Annotated in this window: 16 protein-coding genes and 6 pseudogenes; 13 read left to right on the plus strand and 9 right to left on the minus strand. The window is 56.4% G+C overall.

Translation table 11 applies throughout. The annotated features are described in order from the left end of the window. Positions 1–1089: an AbrB family transcriptional regulator gene (locus tag R5N89_RS14920; protein WP_110570180.1), complete on the plus strand. Its 1089-nt coding sequence runs from the start codon at positions 1–3 to the stop codon at positions 1087–1089. A 206-nt stretch (positions 1090–1295) separates the two neighbouring features. Here the strand turns inward: R5N89_RS14920 and R5N89_RS14925 are convergent, their stop codons facing one another. After that, positions 1296–2102 carry a helix-turn-helix domain-containing protein gene (locus R5N89_RS14925; protein WP_244192299.1) on the minus strand — a complete coding sequence of 269 codons (807 nt, stop codon included), beginning with the start codon at positions 2100–2102 and terminating at the stop codon, positions 1296–1298. A gap of 322 nt (positions 2103–2424) precedes the next feature. Further along, positions 2425–3702 carry a hypothetical protein gene (locus R5N89_RS14930; RefSeq protein WP_014106948.1) on the minus strand — a complete coding sequence of 426 codons (1278 nt, stop codon included), beginning with the start codon at positions 3700–3702 and terminating at the stop codon, positions 2425–2427. 157 nt (positions 3703–3859) lie between these two features. Between R5N89_RS14930 and R5N89_RS14935 the strand changes: the two genes are divergently transcribed. Further along, positions 3860–5122, plus strand: a complete 1263-nt coding sequence (locus R5N89_RS14935) for a sodium:proton antiporter (protein WP_010512265.1) — start codon at positions 3860–3862, stop codon at positions 5120–5122. A gap of 45 nt (positions 5123–5167) precedes the next feature. On the opposite strand, the gene R5N89_RS14940 is transcribed toward R5N89_RS14935, so the two are convergent. Both R5N89_RS14940 and R5N89_RS14945 read right to left on the minus strand, forming a co-directional pair. Then, complete coding sequence (locus R5N89_RS14940) at positions 5168–6490, minus strand: ClC family H(+)/Cl(-) exchange transporter (RefSeq protein WP_048852399.1); 1323 nt, start codon at positions 6488–6490, stop codon at positions 5168–5170. A 66-nt stretch (positions 6491–6556) separates the two neighbouring features. Next, positions 6557–6931 (minus strand): annotated as a pseudogene (locus R5N89_RS14945) (chloride channel protein); the annotation flags it as partial. A gap of 56 nt (positions 6932–6987) precedes the next feature. On the opposite strand from R5N89_RS14945, the gene R5N89_RS14950 reads away from it, so the two are divergent. Further along, positions 6988–7766, plus strand: a protein-coding gene (locus R5N89_RS14950; RefSeq protein WP_354680725.1) for an IS5 family transposase whose coding sequence is annotated in 2 segments (ribosomal slippage) — positions 6988–7327 and positions 7327–7766 — 780 coding nt in all. Because the reading frame shifts where the segments join, the coding sequence is not laid out codon by codon here. A 7-nt stretch (positions 7767–7773) separates the two neighbouring features. Here R5N89_RS14950 and R5N89_RS14955 read toward each other — a convergent pair. The 3 genes and pseudogenes from R5N89_RS14955 to R5N89_RS14965 form a co-directional block, all read right to left on the minus strand. Continuing rightward, positions 7774–8685 (minus strand): annotated as a pseudogene (locus R5N89_RS14955) (chloride channel protein); the annotation flags it as partial. A 278-nt stretch (positions 8686–8963) separates the two neighbouring features. Further along, positions 8964–9721 (minus strand): IS5 family transposase gene (locus R5N89_RS14960; protein ID WP_110570283.1). Its coding sequence is split into 2 segments (ribosomal slippage): positions 8964–9400 and positions 9400–9721, totalling 759 coding nucleotides; the frame shifts between segments, so codons are not numbered across the junction. 179 nt (positions 9722–9900) lie between these two features. Further along, complete coding sequence (locus R5N89_RS14965; protein ID WP_354680721.1) at positions 9901–11151, minus strand: IS701-like element IS1452 family transposase; 1251 nt, start codon at positions 11149–11151, stop codon at positions 9901–9903. Between the two features lie 311 nt (positions 11152–11462). Between R5N89_RS14965 and R5N89_RS14970 the strand changes: the two genes are divergently transcribed. Next, positions 11463–12218 (plus strand): hypothetical protein, encoded by a 756-nt coding sequence (locus tag R5N89_RS14970; RefSeq protein ID WP_110570259.1) that lies wholly within the window; start codon positions 11463–11465, stop codon positions 12216–12218. 201 nt (positions 12219–12419) lie between these two features. Here R5N89_RS14970 and R5N89_RS14975 read toward each other — a convergent pair whose 3' ends face one another. Further along, complete coding sequence (locus R5N89_RS14975) at positions 12420–13499, minus strand: IS5 family transposase (protein WP_110570258.1); 1080 nt, start codon at positions 13497–13499, stop codon at positions 12420–12422. A 78-nt stretch (positions 13500–13577) separates the two neighbouring features. Between R5N89_RS14975 and R5N89_RS14980 the strand changes: the two are divergent. The 4 genes and pseudogenes from R5N89_RS14980 to R5N89_RS14995 all read left to right on the plus strand — a co-directional run. After that, positions 13578–13961, plus strand: a pseudogene (locus R5N89_RS14980) (oleate hydratase); the annotation flags it as partial. A 120-nt stretch (positions 13962–14081) separates the two neighbouring features. Further along, on the plus strand, positions 14082–14711 hold the full coding sequence (locus R5N89_RS14985; protein ID WP_010512257.1) for a TetR/AcrR family transcriptional regulator: 630 nt from the start codon (positions 14082–14084) through the stop codon (positions 14709–14711). 91 nt (positions 14712–14802) lie between these two features. Then, positions 14803–15885, plus strand: coding sequence for an IS5 family transposase (locus R5N89_RS14990; protein WP_354680726.1), 1083 nt, complete (start codon positions 14803–14805; stop codon positions 15883–15885). Between the two features lie 128 nt (positions 15886–16013). Continuing rightward, positions 16014–16934 (plus strand): annotated as a pseudogene (locus tag R5N89_RS14995) (DUF3363 domain-containing protein); the annotation flags it as partial. Between the two features lie 21 nt (positions 16935–16955). Here the strand turns inward: R5N89_RS14995 and R5N89_RS15000 are convergent. Beyond that, positions 16956–17564: pseudogene (locus R5N89_RS15000) on the minus strand (glutathione S-transferase family protein). A 93-nt stretch (positions 17565–17657) separates the two neighbouring features. Between R5N89_RS15000 and R5N89_RS15005 the strand changes: the two are divergent. The 5 genes and pseudogenes from R5N89_RS15005 (at position 17658) to R5N89_RS15025 (ending at position 21714) form a co-directional block, all read left to right on the plus strand. Further along, a complete protein-coding gene (locus R5N89_RS15005; RefSeq protein WP_010512017.1) occupies positions 17658–18203 on the plus strand; it encodes a TetR/AcrR family transcriptional regulator in 546 nt (181 codons plus the stop codon). Between the two features lie 88 nt (positions 18204–18291). Further along, the gene (locus R5N89_RS15010) at positions 18292–18513 is read left to right on the plus strand and encodes a hypothetical protein (protein ID WP_010512019.1); all 222 of its coding nucleotides are present in this window, start codon (positions 18292–18294) and stop codon (positions 18511–18513) included. Further along, positions 18510–19088 carry a zeta toxin family protein gene (locus R5N89_RS15015; protein ID WP_010512021.1) on the plus strand — a complete coding sequence of 193 codons (579 nt, stop codon included), beginning with the start codon at positions 18510–18512 and terminating at the stop codon, positions 19086–19088. Before R5N89_RS15010 ends, R5N89_RS15015 begins: the two co-directional genes overlap by 4 nt. 170 nt (positions 19089–19258) lie before the next feature. Further along, positions 19259–21262 (plus strand): annotated as a pseudogene (locus tag R5N89_RS15020) (conjugal transfer protein TraG). Then, positions 21259–21714 (plus strand): hypothetical protein, encoded by a 456-nt coding sequence (locus R5N89_RS15025; protein ID WP_010512024.1) that lies wholly within the window; start codon positions 21259–21261, stop codon positions 21712–21714. Before R5N89_RS15020 ends, R5N89_RS15025 begins: the two are co-directional and overlap by 4 nt. The last annotated feature ends 1 nt before the right edge of the window (position 21715 follow it).

The raw sequence follows: 21715 nt of genomic DNA on the forward strand, positions 1-21715 counted from the left end.
GTGAGGGTAGGGCCGTCCACATGGCTGGTGGCCGGGCGATGGGGCGTACTGGCACTGCTTTCGCTGGTTTTCGGTACGCTTCTGGCCGTCTTACGCCTGCCGGCCGCGCCGCTGCTGGGACCACTGGGGGCGGCGGTCGTACTGGCCACACGGGGTAGTGCGGTCCGTATTCCCCGCTGGGCCTTTCTTGGCGCACAGGGCGTGGTCGGGGTCATGATCGCCAGCTATCTTTCAGCCTCGATCTTTCACGAAATGGCAGCCAGCTGGCCGGTCTTTGTCGCCGGTACGTTTTCTACCCTGTCTGCGGCAGCCCTTCTCGGCTGGCTGCTGACACGTTCGCGCCTGCTACCTGGCAATACCGCGATCTGGGGTTCGTCACCCGGTGCGGCCACGGTCATGACGCTGATGGCGGAATCATATGGAGCGGATATGCGGCTCGTCGCCTTCATGCAATATCTGCGCGTGGCCTGCTGCGCCGTCATTGCGGCGGTTATTGCGCGTGTGGCCGGAACGCCGTCCGCCCCGCTGGTCGTGGCACAGACCCTCTCATGGCAGGGGACTTTACTGGCGCTGGTGATCGCGCTGGCAGGGAGCGCCCTGGGCACCCGTCTGCGCGTGCCGGCCGGGGGACTGCTTGTGCCGATGGGGATCGGGATGGCCGCAAGGCTCGGCGCCCATCTGCCGATCGAACAGCCGCATCTTCTGCTGGTCGCGGCCTATGCCCTGGTCGGGTGGGGCATCGGCATGCGGTTTACGCCAGATGTGCTGGCTTATGCCGGACGTGTCTTTCCACGTGTGCTGGGTTCCATCCTCGCGCTGATTGCGGTGTGTGGCGGCTTTGCATTGATACTTGCCCGGCTGGCGCATGTGGATCTGCTGACGGCTTATCTTGCAACCAGCCCTGGTGGAGCTGATTCCGTCTCCATTATCGCCTCGACCACAAAAGTGGACATGCCTTTCGTCATTGCCATGCAGGTCGCCCGATTTTTCTGTGTTCTGGTCACCGGGCCAGGTCTGGCGCGTTTTCTGTCCCGCAGATCGTCGGGAAAAGGGCAGCGCGATGTGTCGCAAGAAATACACGGGAAATAGGCGAAAAGGAGGAGGGGCTTGCTGAAGACCAATGCGACAGATCCCGCCCTTGCAAACCCGCTCGCGCTGAGGCGTGACGACAATTTTGGTCGATGGCGGGAGCAGCGATTTGACCATCAGGGTGCAGTCATTTACCCCGCGTGTCTGGCGCGCAGCATCTTCTTTCGCTGTATCCCCGTTTGACGGTCATATCCATTCCGATGATGTCATAGCTTCCTGTAGTCGCGTGGACTGATGCCGGTTTCTCTGCGAAACATCTGTGCAAAATGGCTCGCACTCTCATAGCCGCTGGTCAGGGCGATCTCGATGATGGACCTGTTGGTCTGTGACAGAAGCTCCTTCGCATGGTCCACACGCCGCTGGATAAACCAGCGTGATGGGCTTTGCCCCATGGTGTTGTGAAATGACCGGCTGAAATGAAACCGGCTCATCCCGCACAACCCGGCCAGAAAATCGAGATCGAACGGTTCGGCGAGATGGGCCTCCATATGATCAAGCGCCTTGCGCAGCTTCCACGCTGACAGTTGTGCGGGTCTGGGTGTGGGCGAAGGCTGTGTCTGGGCATAATGACGCAGAAGATGGACAGTCAGACTTTCCAGAAGTCCGTTCACAAATAGAGAACTGGCCGAATGAGTCGTCTGGATCTCGGCCGTCAGGCCTGTCAGAACGCCAGAGATAAATGCGTCCTGAACACCGGAAATTGCGCGCATGGAAAGCCGTGATGGATTAAGCCCTAACGATCGGGCGACGCGGTTCACCAGAGTAGGGCCCAGATAAAGATGCAGGACTTCAAACGGACGGTCCGGATCAGCCTGCCAGCGCATGAGGTAAGGCGCATCGGTCTGTGTCAGGAAAAATGATCCGGACCCGGCCTCACTTTTCGTCCATTCACCTGTCAGTTCGCGTTCCTCGACCTGTGCTTCTCCTGAGATGATCCGCACCAGAAAATGTTCGGCCACAGCCGGGACAAGCTCTTCATCTTCGTGTTGCGGCCGACGGAATATCCGCATCATAAAATGTTGGTCTGGAACAGGCTTTCTTTCACGACCCTAAAGTTCCAGATTGGAAAGGCCCGGATCATCATCCCGGCATCTTCCTGGCCGTATCGGCCAGCGCGGTTTGGAGCAACGTCGTGACTTCGCCAAATGTCAGCCTCCATATCGTGATACCAATCATGATCACTGCAGGCGAGGCTGATTCGATGGCGAAAGCCGCGGTTACGGCCGCGAATAAGGCGAAGCCTAATACGACCGATAAGGGGTCAATGCGAGGGTGGGCTGCAGTCGCTTCAATCTTATCGTAACTTGCGTCAGAACAGGCGATGTACTGCAGATATCACACTGGGGTCAGAAGATGGGAAATGCTCTGTATCGGTTTCAGACCATGGCCAAAACGCCTGATTGCCTCACGATCCTTCTCCAGTGCTCCATAAGGCAGATACCGGACTTTCAGATCAGCAATCCTGCTGAAAGCCGGTCGCTTCAACTGTTCCCGCACATCAATCTCCCGCTTGTCCGGCGCGACAAGGAACATCCCTTCCAGAGCCTGCGCCGCTGACCCGAGAGCAAGGTCGAGCATCCGCACGATACCGGAATAGATGGTCGTTGAGTGCTCAACCTCGAATGCTGCAACAATCCTATGGCTTTCCTGGTCAAGCCATAAGACGTCGATCAGACGCACGGATTCCGCTCCCTGCGTTTCCGTCGTGAACCCCGGCAATACCGACAGGCAACCATCCCCCAGCTTGCCGTCCTGCCATGGACGGCTGCGATCATTGGCGGCAATCCAGACATCGTAACCCAAGGAGAGCCCCAGATCACGAAGCCATCCCTGAATCTCGGTATGAGTATGATCTGTTTCCCGCTCCGCAGCGAGAGTTCGGGCCTCTTTTGCGCTCTGCTCCCTAACCTGGTGAAGATCGGCTTCCCAGAGTTTTCGTGCTGTTTCGTTATCTTCGAGAGGCGGCGCTGTATAACGTCCGCTTCCGAGATCAAACAGCAGTCCTCCGATAGCACCAAGATCATTGGAAAGCAGCGCACGATAGGTTGCATTCAGCTTTAGTATCCCTTGCCGCATGGCAAGATATTCCTCCCATCGCCCCAGCTTCACCTTTGATCCGGTCAGGGCGTTATAGCCCTTCACGATCGCCGTATTGAAAGGTGGCATGATCGTGGGATGCAGGAAATACAGCAGATTGGCGACAGCTGGCCCCAGCCCTTTTATCTTCCTGGCGTCGATTGCATGAATGGCCGAGACTACATGCTCTTCGGTATTGCAGCACAGACAGGTATCGAGAAGCTGCCCAAATGCTTTCTGATTGGCGGGATTTTCGTAGATGTCGGGAATGCGTAACTTCGGTTTCCACAAGAATGCATGATCCGCACCCTTGAAAATCTGACGCTGCTCAGCAATCGAATGTACAACTGTTTCCAAGGAGGAGCCACGATAGGCAACCCCGAATGTACCAGCGGCTATCTCAGCCACAACCAGCTGCAGACCGCGACGGATAGACCGGAAGTTTTTGAGGCGTTCATCCCACAAGAACCAACTCTGATAGGTCCCTGCCGGATCATCTCGCCAGCGAAGGATAAGGTCTCGAATGAGGTCTGTCATTTACCCGCAAACTAACATTCCGTTCTCCCCAGATACTGATTGTAACAGGGATATAGGTCAACACCTGCCGGGTCTCGCATAGTGGCCGGCATTTCGCTTAGGGTGCCGACGCCGGTTTTCCTTGACGCAAAACATCAGAAGGGCCAGCGATCATATAATGGATACTATCAGCCTTATTGCCCTGCTTTTCGTGCTCGCCGCAGCCTTTAGCATTCTCAATCACCACACGTTTCGCGTTCCAGCGACAATCGGTGTCCTGATCTTTTCGCTGCTGGCATCCCTGCTGGTTGTGGCTTTGAACCTGCTGATTCCGGACTATGATCTGCAGGCTCTGTCGCGGTCTATGCTGGGGATCATCAATCTACCCGTAGCGCTTCTGAACGGTGTGCTATCACTTCTTCTCTTTGCGGGAGCCATGCAGGTTGATGTCGGGCACCTGCGTGCCAAATTGATGTCCGTGACAGCCCTCTCTGTCCTTGGAACGGTGTTGGCTGTGGTCCTTCTGGCGGGTGCAGTCTGGAGTATTTTGCCCCTGATGGGCCATGCCGTTCCGTTTTCATGGTGCATCGTGCTCGGTGCGATTCTCGCACCCACAGATCCGGTTTCGGTCGTGGGCATGCTGAAGCGTCTGCGACTTCCGGGACCACTTCAGGCAGTTTTCGCGGGCGAGAGTCTGTTCAATGACGGTGTGGGAGTTGTTATTTTTGGTGTGACGATCGGGTTGGCGACCGGAGACAGTCAGGGTCTGGCCGCTTCTGCGATTGTGCTCAGCTTTTGCCGTGAGGCGCTTGGTGGTGGTCTGTTAGGTGCCATGACCGGATGGATCGCGCTGCGTGTACTCAAGGAGCAACGGAATCCGCATATCGATCTGCTGACGTCATTGGCCCTAGCGACCGGAACCTTCAGTATCGCCAGCCATCTTGGCATGTCAGGCGCGATAGCTGTCGTCGTGGCTGGATTGTGTTTTGGAACCAGCTATAGCGATTCCGTTTTCGATGAAGCATCCCGCCAGAACCTCGATGTCGCGTGGACCCTTATGGACGAAGTGCTGAATGTCCTGCTATTCATGCTTATCGGTTTTGAAATTCTGGAGATCACGCCGCGTCTGTTTACCATGATGGCGACGCTCATGGTGATTCCGCTGTCTATTGTCGTGCGCGCACTGAGCGTGTTGTTCTCCACTCTTCCGATTCATCTCAGACAATGGGAACGGGGCCGTGTTCTTGGTATCCTGACCTGGGGTGGTTTGCGCGGTGGCATCTCGGTCTCACTGGCGCTTGGATTGCCTCCAGGTGAATTGCGCAATCTGTTGCTGCCTGTCTGTTACGGTGTGGTGGTGTTTACCACCATCGTACAGGGACTGACCATGGAATGGGTCGTCCGCAGGCTTTACCCATCATCAACATCCGGGCCAGAATGATTTCTCATGAAACATGCGGCGACAAAATGCCTGTAGGTCAATCAGTCAGCGTCTGCCGACTGCTGCCCTAAGTCGTAAGGCCTCGTAGATCGGGGTATCTCCGCATGCACCTGCCACCACCATTGCTGAGAAGCTTCCGCACAGGAGCGGTAATACAAGATCGGATGATCCAGTCATTTCCATGACGAGGATAATGCCCGTCACGGGTGATCGAACGGATCCTGCGAACATTGAAGCCATGCCAACAATCACGAACGGCGCAGTCGCCAGTGCTGTGTCCGGGCTCAGTATTTGTGCGACAAAGCTGCAGGCCAACCCTGATAGTGCCCCCAAGGCAAGCATAGGCGCGAATAATCCGCCAGGTGTCGCGGCAGCATAGGAAACTGCCCCGAATACCAAGCGGAAAACGAACAGGAGGGGAATAAGATGCCAGTTTATCGTATTACTTATTGCGGCCTGGGTGATCCAGTCGCCTCCACCCGCCAGATGGGGATCAAGCCATACGACAAGTCCGGCCAGTCCGCCGATTAGGGTGGCTCTGGTGTATATGCTGACAGGCAGACGGTCGGCAAGGCGCAGTGCTGCAAGAATTGTTCGGTTGTATCCGACTGCCAGTAGGCCTGTCATGAGACCAGTCATGACAAAGAATAACTGCTTCGCAACTGCTGTAGGTAGAACCGGATAAGATGCGATGAAATCGGGCTGACTGCCTAGAATGCCACGACTGAACATAATGGCTGAGATGGACGCTCCGAGCGCTGCGCAGACCATTCTCGCCTCAAATTGGCCCACCAGTTCTTCCAGGACAAAAACGGCACCTGCGGCTGGCGCATTGAAGGCCGTTGCAAGACCTGCTCCCGCGCCAGCGGCAAGAAGGGCACGGCAGTCTGCACGTCCCAGTGAGAGCCGTCGTGCGATCGCATCGGCTACTGCGGCTCCCATCTGTACGCTAGGCCCTTCGCGTCCCAGGGCCAGACCACTCCCAATCGCCAGTAGACCGCCGACGAATTTGACCGGGATGAGTGGCCATGACGCCGGGCCGGTAATGCCCGATAGCACGGCTTCGACATGAGGAATGCCGCTGCCTGCCGCCAGCGGTGCAAGGCGGCGTACCATTTCTACAGCTGTCAGAGCTGCCAGGGCAACGCCGACGACCAGAAAGAAGCCTCCCCACGGCGAACCATGCAGAAACCGAGGGGCCATCTCCGTTCGCGTGAATTCCAGCCACTCCAGAAACAGGCGAAAGGTTCCGCAGATCGTACCGGTTGCGATACCGATCAGGATTGACGCTGACGCGAGGAAAACCAGACTGCAGGAACTGTCGGTTCGTTCTGAGTGCGGTGTTCTATCTGGCACCTGCTGTAGCACGGCGTCTTCTTTCGTTGACTGAGGTTCCCCGGCTTCGAATGCGACATCTGCGATCCGGGTCGCTGTTCATGAGGGACCCGTTTCCGGGCTCGGAGCAGTTTTTTTCTGAATCTCCTTCTGCTCGGTCTTTTCCATGAAACCTGTAGCAAGGACGGAATATAGTGGATGGGGGCAGATCATTCGCGACACTCCGAACGCCAGAAATGCGGTTGCCAGAAGCGCCAGCGTGACCTGCTGGTTATCGCATATCTCCATCACGATGATCGTCGCTGTGAGCGGAGATTGGGCAACGCCACAGAAATATGCCGCCATCCCAAGCAGAACGACAGCACCTGGAGAGGTATGGGGTAGGAACTGTCCGATCCACCCGCCCATGCCAGCACCGATAGCTAGGGACGGTGCAAACATGCCGCCAGGTATGCCAGAACAAAAGGTGATTAGGGCCTGTTAGACCTTGAATGACAGAACGGACTGCATAGCTGTTTATGATGAGCATGATGCAGTCTGTTTTTTCCGATACCGCATGGTCCGTCTGGGAGCCTTTGATCGAGGAGGTCCGCCCGAAGGGCAAGACCCCGCCGAAGAATCTTCGACGGACGATATCCGCGATTTTCTGGCGCCATCAAAACGGCGCGAAGTGGCGCGCCCTGCCATCTGAGTTTGGTCCCTGGTGGATTGCCGCACAGTTGTTCATTCGCTGGTCGAAGCTTGGGGTGTGGGAGCGCCTCTTTGAAAAGGTCAAAGACAGGGATCAGGCCCTCGGCATGGTCTTTCTCGATGGCACGACGATCCGTGCCCATCACAAGGCAGCCGGAGCGGCTAAAAAAGGGGGCACAGAGAACGCCGAAAGGATCGTGAGGCTCTTGGCCGCTCACGTGGAGGATTTGGCACCAAGGTCTGTGTAGCTGCGGACAGTCATGGCAGGGCACTGTCCTTCACGCTGTCACCCGGACAGGCGCACGAACTGCCGTGTGCCTACGCCCTGCTTGACGCTCTGCCACACCCACCAATCTATGTCGTTTGCGATCGTGGGTATGCTTCAAATAAATTCCGTGAAGATCTTTGGAACCGTGGATCTCGTCCTGTCATCCCGCCAAGGAGGAATGATCCAGAAGTCGCCTGTCCCAGATGGGCTTACAGACACCGGCACCTGGTCGAAAACCTGTGGGCAAGGCTCAAGGAGTGGCGGGCTGTCGCGACCCGATACGAAAAGAAAGCCGCGTCCTTTCTCTCTGTCATCCTCATCGCGGCTACAGCAGACTATATCAAGGCCTAACAGGCCCTAGTATGGAGAGGTATTTCAGGAAAAAGAAGGAGGCTGGATAATGGAGGGTGCCGTCTATGATTCCTCGCGCCTGGAGATAGCCCGTACCATAGGTCGCCCCGTCAGAGACTAGGCCGATCAGGGCCAGAAGCAGACCACATAAAGCGGCAAAACCGAGAGGGAAACGTGCCGCAAATGGGCGAAGTGATCCTGGCAGTCCCTTGGAGAGGCGAATGACACAACGCGCGAAAAGGCCGCCCGCCAAGCCACCACTCACGCCACATACCAGAACAGCCAGCCACGCGACACCGACGGGGATAGAGGTATTGGCACGACCAAAATATGTATAATTTCCCAGGAGGGCGATTGCGGTAATCCCGGAAAAGATGATGACGGTCAGTGTCCGGCCCGACGATTTCTGTTCAAAGGAGTGGGCAAGTTCCTCAATGGCGAAAACAACGCCTGCGAGAGGTGTATTGAAAGCCGCCGCCATGCCTGCGGCCCCACCTGCCAGGATCATGCCATGCCGGGTGACATCGTTGTGCTGACGCATGGCCCGCGAGAAAGCGTGCATGATGGATGCCCCGATCTGAACGCTGGGTCCTTCGCGACCAATCGATGCACCGCAGATCAGCCCGAGGCAAGTCATCAGGACCTTGCCTAGCGCAATGCGCAATGTCAGAATTTTGTCCACCAGCATGAAATTATGCATGTGCAATGTTGCGATTGTCTGGGGAATGCCGGAGCCTTGGGCACCATTGAACAGTAGGCGCGTCAACCAGGTAATGGTGATCATTCCAAGTGGTGCAATCAGAAGCATAGACCAGGCATTCAGGGCGACAATGCGGTAACGAAGACCGGCTGCCGCATCTCCCAGATGGGCAAAGATCACCGAAATAATACCGATCAGCACTGCCCCAGAGCAGTACATGAATGTTCTCTGCCATTTCAGTGTTCTGACACGAGCCAGGCGACGAAGGCGACGGGTACGTCTGGAGCGATTTCCACCTTCAGTGGACTGGCGGCCAGCCGGAACTGCACCACGATATGACAATGTCGGGAAAACGGCCACGGTAGGGAAGTTCCACACTGTGATGCAGGAAATGAGGCATATACCATATGTTCATATGCGCCCACTCGGAACCCATACCGGGAAGACGGCTGATATTCACCCTTAAAATCTATGGGACTGCTACGTAGGCTCAGGACTCATAGCCAGAACAAGACGGTTGCGGCGAGGCAGACTGCCGAGAAGAAGACGGTCGGGCATCTGTCATAGCGTGTTGCGACCCGTCTCCAGTCCTTGAGCCTGCCGAACATGATCTCGATACGGTGGCGTATTTTGTATTTCCGTTTGTCGTATTTGACCGGTTTTGCACGAGATTTTCGACCAGGAATACAGGGTTTGATCCCTTTCCCCTCCAGGGCCTCTCTGAACCAGTCAGCGTCATAGCCCCGGTCTGCCAGCATCCATTCGGCTGGTGGCAGACTGTCCAGAAGGGCAGCGGCACCAGTATAATCACTGATCTGACCTGCTGTCATGAAGAAGTCGAGCGGACGTCCGTTCCGGTCGGTGACAGCATGCAGCTTCGTATTCATCCCGCCTTTGGTCCGCCCGATCAAACGGCCTGAGCCCCCTTTTTTAACCGCAGGCTCGAAGCCGTGCGATGTGCCTTGAAATAGGTCGCATCAATCATGATTGTCTGAGGCTCTGCCTTGCCAGTAGCCAGTCCCTCCATCATGCGGATGAATACCCCCATAGCGCTCCAGCGCTTCCAGCGGTTGTAGAGCGTCTTGTGTGGACCGTATTCCCGGGGCGCATCACGCCAGCGCAGACCATTTCTGTTCACGAAAATGATCCCGCTCAACACACGACGATCATCAACGCGAGGTTTGCCATGGCTCTTCGGGAAAAAGGGCCGCAGACGATCCATCTGCTCCTCCGTCAACCAATACAGGTCACTCATTTTCAGTCTCCTCACAGAGGCTGAATCAGATTTCCGCAATCATATCAATGGGTCCTGAGCCTAGCACTACAGTTGCATTTTGTGTCGTGAGTGAGCGCGGATAGCACTGGCCTGATGCGTTCGTCGAAAGACGGACCATCTGAGGATGTGAGAGACGGGTAGTCTGCGTTGTGCAAGTTTTACGACGAGGCGCCTGATCTCCTGAATGGACCAGCGGACAAGGACTGTCGTGTTCTGAGTTGTGTTTTTTTCGGTTTCAGTGAGTTTGCCTGGTAACGGACACTGGCCATGACGGCATAGGCCAGCATGACCAGAGAGACGTGCCGATGCCAACCATGCCAGGAGCGGGTCTCGTTATGATCAAGACCAAATTCGTTTTTGGCCGTCTCGAACCCTTCTTCGATCCTCCAGCGCGTCCCTTCAACGTTCACCAGTTCCTGCGTGGTTGTCTCTTTCGGGCTCCAGGTCGTAAAATAGGCAAGGTCCCCGTCAGCGATGTTTCGGCGGATCAACAGGCCACGTGTCCATGGTCCGGCTATAGGGCAGTCAAATTCTTCAGCATCCAGATCAGCAAGCGGAAGATACGCCCAGTCATAAAGTCGCTCACCTTTTGTGCCGTGCCCCGCTGACAGACGACGCCAGGTCTGGTCTGGCAGTCCTGCTGCAATATCTTTCGCCTCTCCGGCAATCAGCGGTTCCGTTGCCCATGATCCGAACCAGTGATTGCCCTTGACCCCAAGCACATATCCAATTCCTGCCCGGCGAAGCGTGCGTTCTACGTCGCCCACGCCATACATGCTGTCTGCTGCAACCCAGCGGAACGGCACACCGGCCTCAATACTTCGCTCAATCATCATCGAGGCTAACGCCGGTTTGGTTGCAAACACCACGTCATCGGGAACGTGGGCCCGCTTCAGACGCTCAGGCTTTGATGTCCAGTCTTTCGGGAGATACAGGGCGCGGTCAATAAAGGCATGCCCCCGTTCCGAAACATAAGCGCCAAACACACCAATCTGGCAGTTCGTGATCTTGCCGGCAGATCCCGTATACTGCCGCCCCACACCGCAGGACGCCTGACCCTTCTTCAGAAAACCGGTCTCATCAATGACCAGCACGCCCTCTTCAGTGCCCAGATGCTCAATCACATAATCCCTGACGACGTCACGAAGGGCATCGGCATCCCAGTGCCCGCGTCCCAGAAGCGCCTGCTGCCGCCATGGACCAGGATCTCCTGCGGCTTCCGCTCGCATCCATCCCGTCTTGCGTGGTTCATTGCCAATCAAAACATCAAGAAAAGCACAGGCCGAATCTACGACACGTTTTTGCGTGAACAGCGGCGCCATCCGATCCTTGGCGGACCGAAGCGAGCGCGCCCATAATTCCAGCGTCTCTTCAACAGACGTACCGCCACTCATCATATCCTGAATCATGGTTACCCATAGATTCAGAACTCAACACAAAATGCAACTGTAGTGCTAGGGGACAGATACGTCATGGCAGCGCCACGACCACGTAACGCCGTGCGACCAGCAATATAGGGATCCAAAGCATCGCTCTCGAGCATTGAGCTAGGACTGTGTGGGATCAATCCGAAAACGATGGTGAAGTGGTGAGAGGTCAGGTAAATCGTCCCTTCTGCGAAACGCGGCCGGGCGGCTTACCCCCCCCAGAAGGACGATTACGCGCCCAGTCGAAGGCTTTGGAAAGACTTCATCGGCTTCATTCAGTGGAGGGGCAGCACATGAAAGAAGGCAAAGCACGGGTCGAGTTGGGCGACGGGCTCGTGCAATACATGATGGTAGCCGATGAGACCATGCGCGCACTGTGGGTAGCCGATAACCCGTTAGTGAAGGCGTTGCTGCAGTACGACGCCTATTTTCGGCACGACTTGTGGGAGCACGTATCGCCGAAGCCGACCCGCGCCTTTATCCTCTTCCTCAACGCCTATCAGATGTTTCTCGGCGCAGCACGTATGGCATTAAGTGGTCATCCGGCAGCGGTTTTTCCACTTGTGCGGACCGCACTCGAATCTGCTAGCTATGGTTACCTCATGGAGCAGCAACCGGCCCTCGCCGAGGTCTGGGGCAATCGACACCGCAGCGAGACCGACAAGAGGGCCTGCCGCAACGCCTTCACCTTCGATAAGGCGATCAAGGGTTTAGTCTATACCGGTCCGGATATTTATAGGCTTGCCAAAGAAGCCTACGAGAGCACGATCGACTACGGCGCGCACCCCAATCTGAAGGGCGTTTTTGGACATGTGTCGATTAACGAAGATCGACCGGACGGTATGGTGGCCGTCATCCATACCAGCCTATACGGCTCAGGTCACCACGAGACGATCCGTGGTATCTGCGCCTGCCTCGACTTCAGCTTTGTCATCATTGGCATTATTACGCTGTCCGGCGAGACAGTGACCACGAAACTGCAGGATGAGTTGCACGCATTGAACAATATCAAGGAAGCGGCAATCGCCGCCTATCAGTCTGCGCGATAGTTCGTCAGCTGTTCCTGATTCGATGGCGCCTCCGGCGGGTGAGGGTAGCAGAAGATGGGGCAACAATATGGAGGGTTCGAAAAACCTTTGATTGACTTCTCTTGTGCCTGATTTCAGGTTTTTAGCGTGTTGACTGCTGCTTCCCTGGTCTAACTTTTACTCTGGGTTTTGAGCAGAGCGATGGTTTCCTGCTCTGGATTGCTACGCGGCGGCGTTAATCCGCTCCAAGAGGAGAAAGCGGCGCATATTATAGACGATATTGGCCAGCCCGACCCTCATGGTGGCCCGCGTTATGCCTACGGTTCGGACGAACAGCCCCGTCTGTGATTTCTGATCGGCAAAGACATGCTTGACACGCGACCGGATAACGGACTTTCCTGCGTTGGATCTCTGGATATGGCGTGGCATAGGCTTGAGATGCGGCTTTTTCCTGTGAACCTTCGAGACAAAGCCCTGCTTTTCCATGAAGTCCTCATTGGCTTTTGAGCGGTAGGCTGTGTCTGCCCAGACCGTTGAAGCTGTATTGCTTTTATCAAGCAGGCCCTCCCTCAATCGCGCGCCATCACTGGCGGCGGCATCTGTCGTCTTCCATTTGCGGATCAGCCGAAATTTCCGGTCGATGGAGATGTGCGATTTATAGCCAAAGAACGGGATGGCCAGATCTGTTGCAGGGATACTCCCGTCCTCCTGTCGCTTCGCTTTCGTGAACTTCAGGGTCCAGCGCGCATGCCTGTCCTTGTGGGACAGCTTTGACGGCTTGTCCTGCCAGTCCTGAGGGATCCGTCCTTCACGCAGATCCGCCTTCTCCGCATTGGTATTGCGCTGCTTCGGAGCCGCTACCAGCGTGGCATCCAGGATCTGGCCTGACATCGGCAGATAACCAGCGTTACGCAGGGTTGCGTCAAAGCGATTGAACAGACCACCAATCGCACCAGCCTGGGTCAGACGCTCTCGAAACAGCCATACCGTTCTGGCATCAGGTACACGGTCCGACAGCCCCAGACCTAAAAAGCGCATGAAGGAGAGACGGTCGTTGATCAGGTATTCCGTCCGTTCATCGGACAGATTGTTGAGTGTCTGGATCACCAGGATCTTGAACATCAGCACCGGATCAAACGGTGGACGCCCGCCTTTGCTCCCGTCTGAATAGGCCAGTGCTTTGTCCAGTTCCGGGCGGAACACCTCAAAATCCACAGTCCGGGAAAACGCTTCGAGCTGGTCGCCAAGACCGCTTAACCGAGCAAGCCGCTCTTCAACGTCAAAAAATCCCGCCTGTTTCATAGCGCCATTCCTCCAACCAGAACCAGAAAAATGGAATCACAGCGTAGGCCTCAATACCAAGAGGTTTTTAGAACCCTCCAGTTCGTAGAGACCAGCAACGACATTATTTTTACAATGGAAAGCTCGGTCCGTACGGCGCGTATCGCGGTCTATACGTTGCTTAAACTACCAAAACAGGTTCCGGATATCAGTCCGACGCAGTATGATATCCGGACAATATTCAAAGCGGCCAGAGCGATCAATAATGGGGAACCATTCCCTGGTGAGCGGTTGTTGCACCGCCTTCTTGATAAAACCTATTTCTCTCATATTCTGCCACCTCTACCGAAGAAAGAAGAGGCAGATGGCGATGATTTTGGAAACGATCTGTCCGGCTTGTTTGGAAAGGGGAGTGAGGCCCTGCACAAAGTAACAGACTGGCTGGAAAAATTTCGCGCTAATCTGGGGTGGAAACGAACATAAAGGTAGGTCTCCGTAGCGGGAGGACAATAGTCTGATATCCTGGCGACACCCATGGCCAGGATATCTTCTGGTGATCCTGACACATATATTCGGACTCAACGTTAAATTACGTGCGGGCTTATGCGACTGACGAGAAAAGAGACACAGGAACAAACCCGTCATCGTCTGATCACGGCAGCCAATGTTGCAATCGCGACCGAGGGCGTTGCGGCAGCATCCATTCGGCGTATCTGTGACATGGCGGGTCATTCTCAGGGTGCGTTCTACTCGAATTTCAAAACCAAGGATGACCTGCTTCTAGAGATCATGCGTGCGCATATCGAGGAAGAAGCCATGGTGCTTCGTACACTCGTCTCGGGAGCGCGCGGGGCCGACCTGAATCTGACCCTTGCGCAGCTGTCGGTGCGCCTTGCTGAACTGGCGGGGCAGCCACAGTGGTCCCTGCTTTCGATCGAATTACAACTTCATGCCCAGCGGGATAGCCAGTTCGCGGCCCGCTACAATGATTGCAAGTCGGCCTGCCACGCCGTGTTCTCAGCTCTCCTTGAAGAACTGACCCATTTATATGGATTGCATCTTATACTCCCGGTCCGGCAGGTCGCCATCGGGCTCTACGCTCTCTGGTCAGGTCTGATTGTGCAGGGTAGCGTGGCCGGGGCCTTTCCTCGCGATCAGATATTTCTCGCGTTTTTCAGGTCGGTCACCGGATGCCCGGCAGAGACAACACAAACTATGGACGCCCTGTCCTGATGAGCAGTTGTTCAGATGGAGGGTTCGAAAAACCCTCTGGTATTGAGGTCTGCTCTGTGATTCCATTTTCCTTGCGTTGATTGGAGTATGGATCATGAAGCAGACGGGATTTTTTGACGTTGAAGAGCGGCTTGCCCGCTTGAGCGGGCTTGGTGATCAGCTCGAAGCATTTTCCCGGACTGTGGATTTTGAAGTCTTCCGCCCTGACCTGGAGAAGGCTCTGGCGTATTCTGACGGCAGCAAAGGCGGACGACCGCCATTTGATCCTGTGCTGATGTTCAAAATTCTGGTGATCCAGACGCTCAACAATTTGTCTGATGAGCGGACGGAATATCTGATCAACGATCGCCTCTCCTTTATGCGTTTCCTTGGTCTGGGACTTTCAGATCGGGTGCCGGATGCCAAAACGGTCTGGCTGTGTCAAAAGCGTCTGACCCAGGCGGGTGCGATCGATGGGCTGTTCAACCGCTTTGATGCCACCCTGCGCAACGCCGGGTATTTGCCGATGTCAGGCCAGATCCTGGATACCACGCTGGTAGCGGCTCCGAAGCAGCGGAACACCAATGCAGAGAAAGCCGATCTTCGGGAAGGACGTATTCCTGAAGACTGGCAGGACAAACCCGCAAAGCTGTCGCACAAGGATCGTCATGCGCGATGGACACTGAAGTTCACGAAGGCGAAGCGGCAGGATGATGGAACCATGCTCTCCAGCGATCTCGCCATCCCGTTCTTTGGCTATAAATCGCATGTTTCCATCGATCGAAAATACCGGTTCATCCGGAAATGGAAAACAACGCATGCCGCCGCCAGTGATGGCGCGCGATTGAGAGAGGGGCTGCTGGATAAAACCAATACAGCCTCAAGTGTCTGGGCTGACACGGCCTACCGCTCAAAAGCCAATGAAGACTTCATGGAAAAGCAGGGCTTTGTCTCCAAGGTTCATCGCAAAAAGCCGCATCTCAAGCCTATGCCCCGGCATATCCAGAAATCGAATGCAGGAAAATCCATTATCCGGTCGCGTGTCGAGCATGTCTTTGCCGATCAGAAGTCACAGACGGGGCTGTTTGTCCGGACTGTCGGTATCAGCCGAGCCACCATGAGGATCGGGCTCGTCAATATCGTCTACAATATGCGCCGCTTCCTCTTCCTCGAAAGATTGAACGCGAGCGCATAGCCATCCAGCGGAGGACAACTCCCAATCTGCTCAAAACGCAGACCGGAGGCCATCGCAAAAACCGTCAATCAAATCGCCAAAACCCAGAAATTACCGGCCAAGCACATCAATCAGGGGTTCTTCGATTCCTCCAGGTCGGACGGCTGCGGCGACTGGAACGGATGGGCCTTGCCCATGAGGTCGGGGTCGGACAATGGCGGCTGGAGGAAACGGCAGAAGTCACCTTGCGCGAGATGGGGCAGCGCAATGACATCATCAAACGCATCCACCGTGGTCTGAGTGAACAGGGGATCGAACGGCCCTCGTCGTCATGGGTGCTGGCCGGGGAAGACCCGGCCGAGCCGGTGATCGGACGTCTGGTCGCGCGCGGTCTGGATGATGAACTGAAGGGGAGTGCCTATGCGGTGATCGACGGCGTGGACGGGCGCACGCACCATGTCCATCTGCCATCACTGGAAGCGGCCGGCGACGTGCCGCACGGTGGGCTGGTTGAACTGCGGACCTATCAGGATGCGAAGGGGCAGCGACGGGCGACACTTGCGGTGCGGTCCGATCTGCCGATCGGAGAGCAGGTGCTGGCGCGGGGCGCGACATGGCTGGACCGCCAGCTTGTCGCTCGCGAACCGGTGGCGCTGGGAGAGGGTGGTTTCGGCGCGGAAGTGCGTGACGCGCTACGCCAGCGCAGCGCTCATCTGGTCGAGCAGGGGATCGCACAGCAGGACGGAGCGCGCGTGCGCTATCCGCGTGGCATGGTCGCCTCCATGCGGGCGCTGGAGATGCGGGACGTGGCCGGGCGTCTGGCGCGCGAAACCGGCCAGCCCATCCAGAGTGCTGAGGCCGGCGAGTACGTCACTGGAACCTACCGACAGCGGCTGACCCTCGCTTCGGGGCGCTTTGCTATGATTGATGGCGGCCTCGGGTTCCAGCTTGTTCCCTGGACGCCATCGCTGGAGAAACAGATCGGACGTCATGTCTCCGGCGTCGCACGGGAGGACGGGGGCGTGGACTGGTCGTTCGGCCGGAAGCGGGACATGGGGATCGGGCTTTGATCGCCCGCTTCGCTGGCCAACTTAGTATGGTAACGTCAGCATACCGGGCATCGGGATGAAATTGGGGAGACGGCTGACCCGTGTCATCCACGCCATTAACGCGGGGAAAGGCCTTACGTCCACACTGCCCTCGTGCGCAACCGAGAGGTAAGGAAAGACTGCACAGTCGGCGATTGTAGGATGGCTTGATGCCAGCCACTCTCGGCTTTCCAGATGTTTGTTGAGGATTGGAAGAATCTTGGTGCTCCAGTGAAGGGCGGCCTCCATGTCGAGATCGACACCGAACTTCCTGATCAGACGTGCGGCATTCGGCCCATTGCGGATCTCACAGGCTGCAACTGACAGCCACCCGACAATGTTCGCCTGAACGCGTCTGTCATCGGGTCACCATCGCTGGTCGGACAGACTGCAAGCCAGATAGACGAGAATGGCCTGAGAATCCCGGACGACCGTCTCGCCATCGACGAGAACCGGTACTTCCTGAAATGGATTCAGGTCCGTAAACAACGAGCTGTGTTGCTCATCTTTGGAAAAATCAACTGGCACAAGGTCAAGAGGAATGCCGGTAAGGGCTGCAAACAGGCGCACCTTGTAGCAATTGCCGGATACATCGAGATCATAGAGTTTCATGACTGAGTCTCCTGACGATGGACTGACACTTTGAGAATGAAATGATCCCGGAATCAGGAAACCAGACCGATCGGTCTTAATGGAAGAATAAAGATGAAAGCATCCTATGACGATATCGTGATTGCTGCGCGCGAACTCTTCCGGGAACGGGGATACACCGGCGCTTCGATGAACGACCTGGCCGAGCGGGTCGGTCTGAAGAAGTCCAGTCTTTATAATCGTCTTCCAAGTAAGGAATCGCTCGTCGTTGATGTTCTCGAATTGACCCTGAAGGAAACTTTTGAAGGGCTTCCCGATCCGGCAGTCGACTGGATGCACACTTATCGAGAACTGATCGACCGTATTGTCGCAGTCTTTAGCGAGCGTGGACGATGTGTAGGCTTCCACCTGGCTTTCGGAGTCCCGATTGACACGTCAGAGGCGAAGACGGCTGTCCGGGATTTCGTAATTGCATTGCGCGCCCGAATGGCGGAAATCCTCGAAAAGGGTGCGGTTGATGACCCTATGCGGGCAGCCACGGACGCCCTGACACGTTTGCAAGGAGCTACATTCTGGCTGGCGGCCCTCGACGAAATAGAACCGCTCAGACGGGAAGCGGTCGGTGTTCTGGCTTCTGTGGGGATATCAACGCAGGCCTGATGTCCGTCTGGGCAAAAGACCTCTGCGCGTCAGACAACGATTGTGCTATGAGTGACTCCATAGAACGTCATGGATAAACGGGGTCGTCATGTCCGAATACAAGATGCAGGAGCGGCAGCACTATGCATGGGCCAGCTTTGAGGCGGTCCGCGTTGCTGGCGAGCGGGCACGGGAAGCCCGGACAGCGAGCGGCGAGATCATGACCTATGTCCAGAAGGGATGGGTTGTGCGCGAATTTCCCGGCGGTCGGGTTGAACGTCTTGCACCGCTGGAAGAGTTCCGCGACGAAGATTTTCCCTATCCCGCGTGACACGATTACTGATTTACGCAGGACCGAACGGCTCCGGAAAAAGCAGTCTGCGGGTTGGCACGAGCGTTGACATTGAGCCGGTCGACATCGTCATTGACCCCGACCAGATAGCGCGGGGGATCAACCCAGGCAGCCCGCGCGATGCAGACAGGGAGGCCGGACGGCGAGCCATCGAGATATTCAACGCGTCGCTGGCCGCCGGGAAGTCGATTTCTCTCGAAACGACATTATCTGGCCGTTCCGTAATCCGTCGCATCACGGCGGCGCGGAACGCCGGGTATCATATCGAGCTGAGATATATTGCTCTGGCGTCGGTCGAAATGAATGTTCAGCGCGTCAGGGCACGTGCTGCGGGTGGTGGACATTTCATTGAACCGGAAGCCATTCGCAGACGATATATTGGCAGTCTCGCCAATCTTCCGACTGTTATTGGCCTGTCTGACCGTGTTGTCATCTCCGATAATTCAGGCGTTATGCCGGAGCCTGTGCTTGAAATCGAGAATGGTCAGATTGTGCGTCGAGGTATGACTATGCCTGCATGGCTGGTCAGCACATGTCCGGACTTCTGCCGTTAGTGCGTTTTGTCGCCAAGACCAGACACGCTGTTGGAATGGGTTCTGGTAACGCTTGCGCCGACAATTTTACGCCTCTTTGCGCCGGGCCGCGCAGGTAGGGCGGAAAACATTGAATCCGGTTAAGTGTCTTCGTTTCCTTTCTTCCATGGGTTTCTATGGAGGAAAGCACTATGTCCGGATCACGGATTTTATGGGGGCAGGTGAGCGTCGTCCTGCTCATGATCATCCTGTCATGGTGGATGGCGACGCAATGGGTGGCGTGGAAACTGGGCTTTCAGCCCCAGCTTGGTCAGCCCTGATTCACGCTTGCGCATCATTGGCCTGTCTACTGGCCCCCCATGGTTTTCTGGTGGTGGTATGTCTACGACGCCTATGCCCCGGATATTTTTAATCAGGGCGGGTGGATCGCCGGTAGTGGCGGCGTACTGGCTGTTGTGGCAGCGGTCGCGCTTTCCATTCGTCGGGCTCGTGAGGTAAGACGGGCCGCAACCTATGGAAGCGCACGCTGGGCCAGCCGTGAGGAATTGCAGCAATCCGGATTGCTCGATCCCGATGGGGTCATTCTCGGGCAGTATGGACGGGATTATCTCCGTCATAATGGTCCTGAACATGTCCTGTGTTTCGCGCCGACCCGTTCCGGTAAGGGGGTGGGGCTTGTCATTCCGACCCTGCTGACATGGCCGGGATCAGCCATCGTCCATGATATCAAGGGAGAAAACTGGCAGATCACCGCAGGTTTTCGGGCGCGTTTCAGCAGCGTGCTCCTGTTCGATCCGACCAATCCTGCCTCTGATCCCTACAACCCCCTGCTTGAAATCCGGCAGGGGGAGTGGGAGGTACGCGACGCCCAGAATGTCGCGGACGTGCTTGTCGATCCCGAAGGATCGCTTGAACGCCGGAACCATTGGGAGAAAACATCACACTCTCTGCTGGTGGGCGCCATCCTCCATGTTCTGTATGCGGAGAAAGACAAGACGCTCTACGGTGTTGCCAATCTTCTGTCTGATCCGAAACGCTCAATTGAAGCCACGCTTGCTGCGATGATGCAGACGAAGCATCTGGGCAAGGATGGCCCGCATCCGGTGGTTGCATCCGCCGCCCGTGAACTGCTGAACAAATCTCCCAACGAACGGTCTGGTGTGCTCTCCACCGCCATGTCGTTTCTTGGCCTGTATCGTGATCCGGTCGTCGCGAAAGTCACTTCGCGTTGTGCCTGGCGGATTGCGGATATTGTCAAAGGGCGTCGTCCGACCACGCTTTATCTCAGCGTGCCACCCTCGGATATCAGTCGCACCAAACCGTTGATCCGTCTGATGCTGAACCAGATCGGGCGCAGACTGACAGAGGATCTGAACGCGCATAAGCATAACCATCGCCTGCTGATGATGCTGGACGAATTCCCGGCGCTCGGGCGGCTTGATTTCTTTGAAAGCGCTCTCGCGTTCATGGGTGGTTACGGCATCAAAGCTTTTCTGATCGCCCAGAGCCTGAATCAGATAGAGAAAGCCTACGGTCAGAACAATTCGATCCTCGATAACTGTCACGTCCGGGTCAGTTTTGCCACCAACGATGAACGGACTGCCAAGCGGGTCTCAGATGCATTGGGCACTGCCACGGAAATCAGGTCACAGAAAAACTATGCCGGGCATCGCCTGTCACCCTGGCTGGGGCATCTGATGGTTTCGCGGCAGGAAAGTGCCCGCCCGCTTCTGACGCCAGGTGAAATCATGCAACTTCCACCAACCGACGAGATTGTCATGGCGGCGGGGACGCCACCCGTTCGTGCGAAGAAAGCTCGATATTATAGTGATGCCCGTTTCCGGGAGCGCGCACTGCCACCGCCCCAACCAGGAACGATATCAGCACCGACCGCGATACAACCGGATGACTGGACCAGACGTCCCTTGCCCGAGACGGTGGTGCATGGTGCCGCCCCCCCACTGTCAACGCAGGAAGAAGAAACGCCTCTGGGGGCCGGTCACAAGCGCACACCGGACGCCGATCCGAGTGATATTCCACCGCGTACGGAGAGGGATGACACGCGGAAGCAGACGAAATCACCCGAAGCTGGCAATCGCACGACACGGTGGGACCGGGACTTTATGGATCTTCAGAAGGTAGCGCGGCTGGCCGCCATTGACCGTGATGATGGGATGGAGATCGGTGGACCATGAAACGCTCCCGCAAGAAGCAGCAGATGACGGTCTATCTCGATCCCGATCTGTTCAAAGCTGTCAGTGATACGGCCACCCGTCGCCGTCAGTCCGGCTCCCTCGTGGTCGAGACGGCTCTGTCTGTCTTTTTCTCTCCTGAAGAGGGGACCGGACAGGCCGCACTGACCCGACGGCTGGACCGTGTCGATAAACGCCTGTCCCGACTGGAGCGCGATACCGGGATCACCGTCGAGACATTGGCCCAGTTCATCCGTTTCTGGATGATCATGACGCCCGCCTTGCCCGAAAGCTCGGCTGCTGCTGCACGGGCGCAGGCGGCCGAGCGTTATGAAGGCTTCATCGAAGCGCTCGGCAGGCGTCTGGCGACAGGCCGACGTCTATATGAGGACGTTCTTCCTCCTGACGCACAAGTCAGTGCTAGCACTACAGTTGCATTTTGTGTTGAGTTCTGAA

It is taken from the genome of Komagataeibacter sucrofermentans DSM 15973 (assembly GCF_040581405.1).
GTDB classification, from domain to species: domain Bacteria; phylum Pseudomonadota; class Alphaproteobacteria; order Acetobacterales; family Acetobacteraceae; genus Komagataeibacter; species Komagataeibacter sucrofermentans.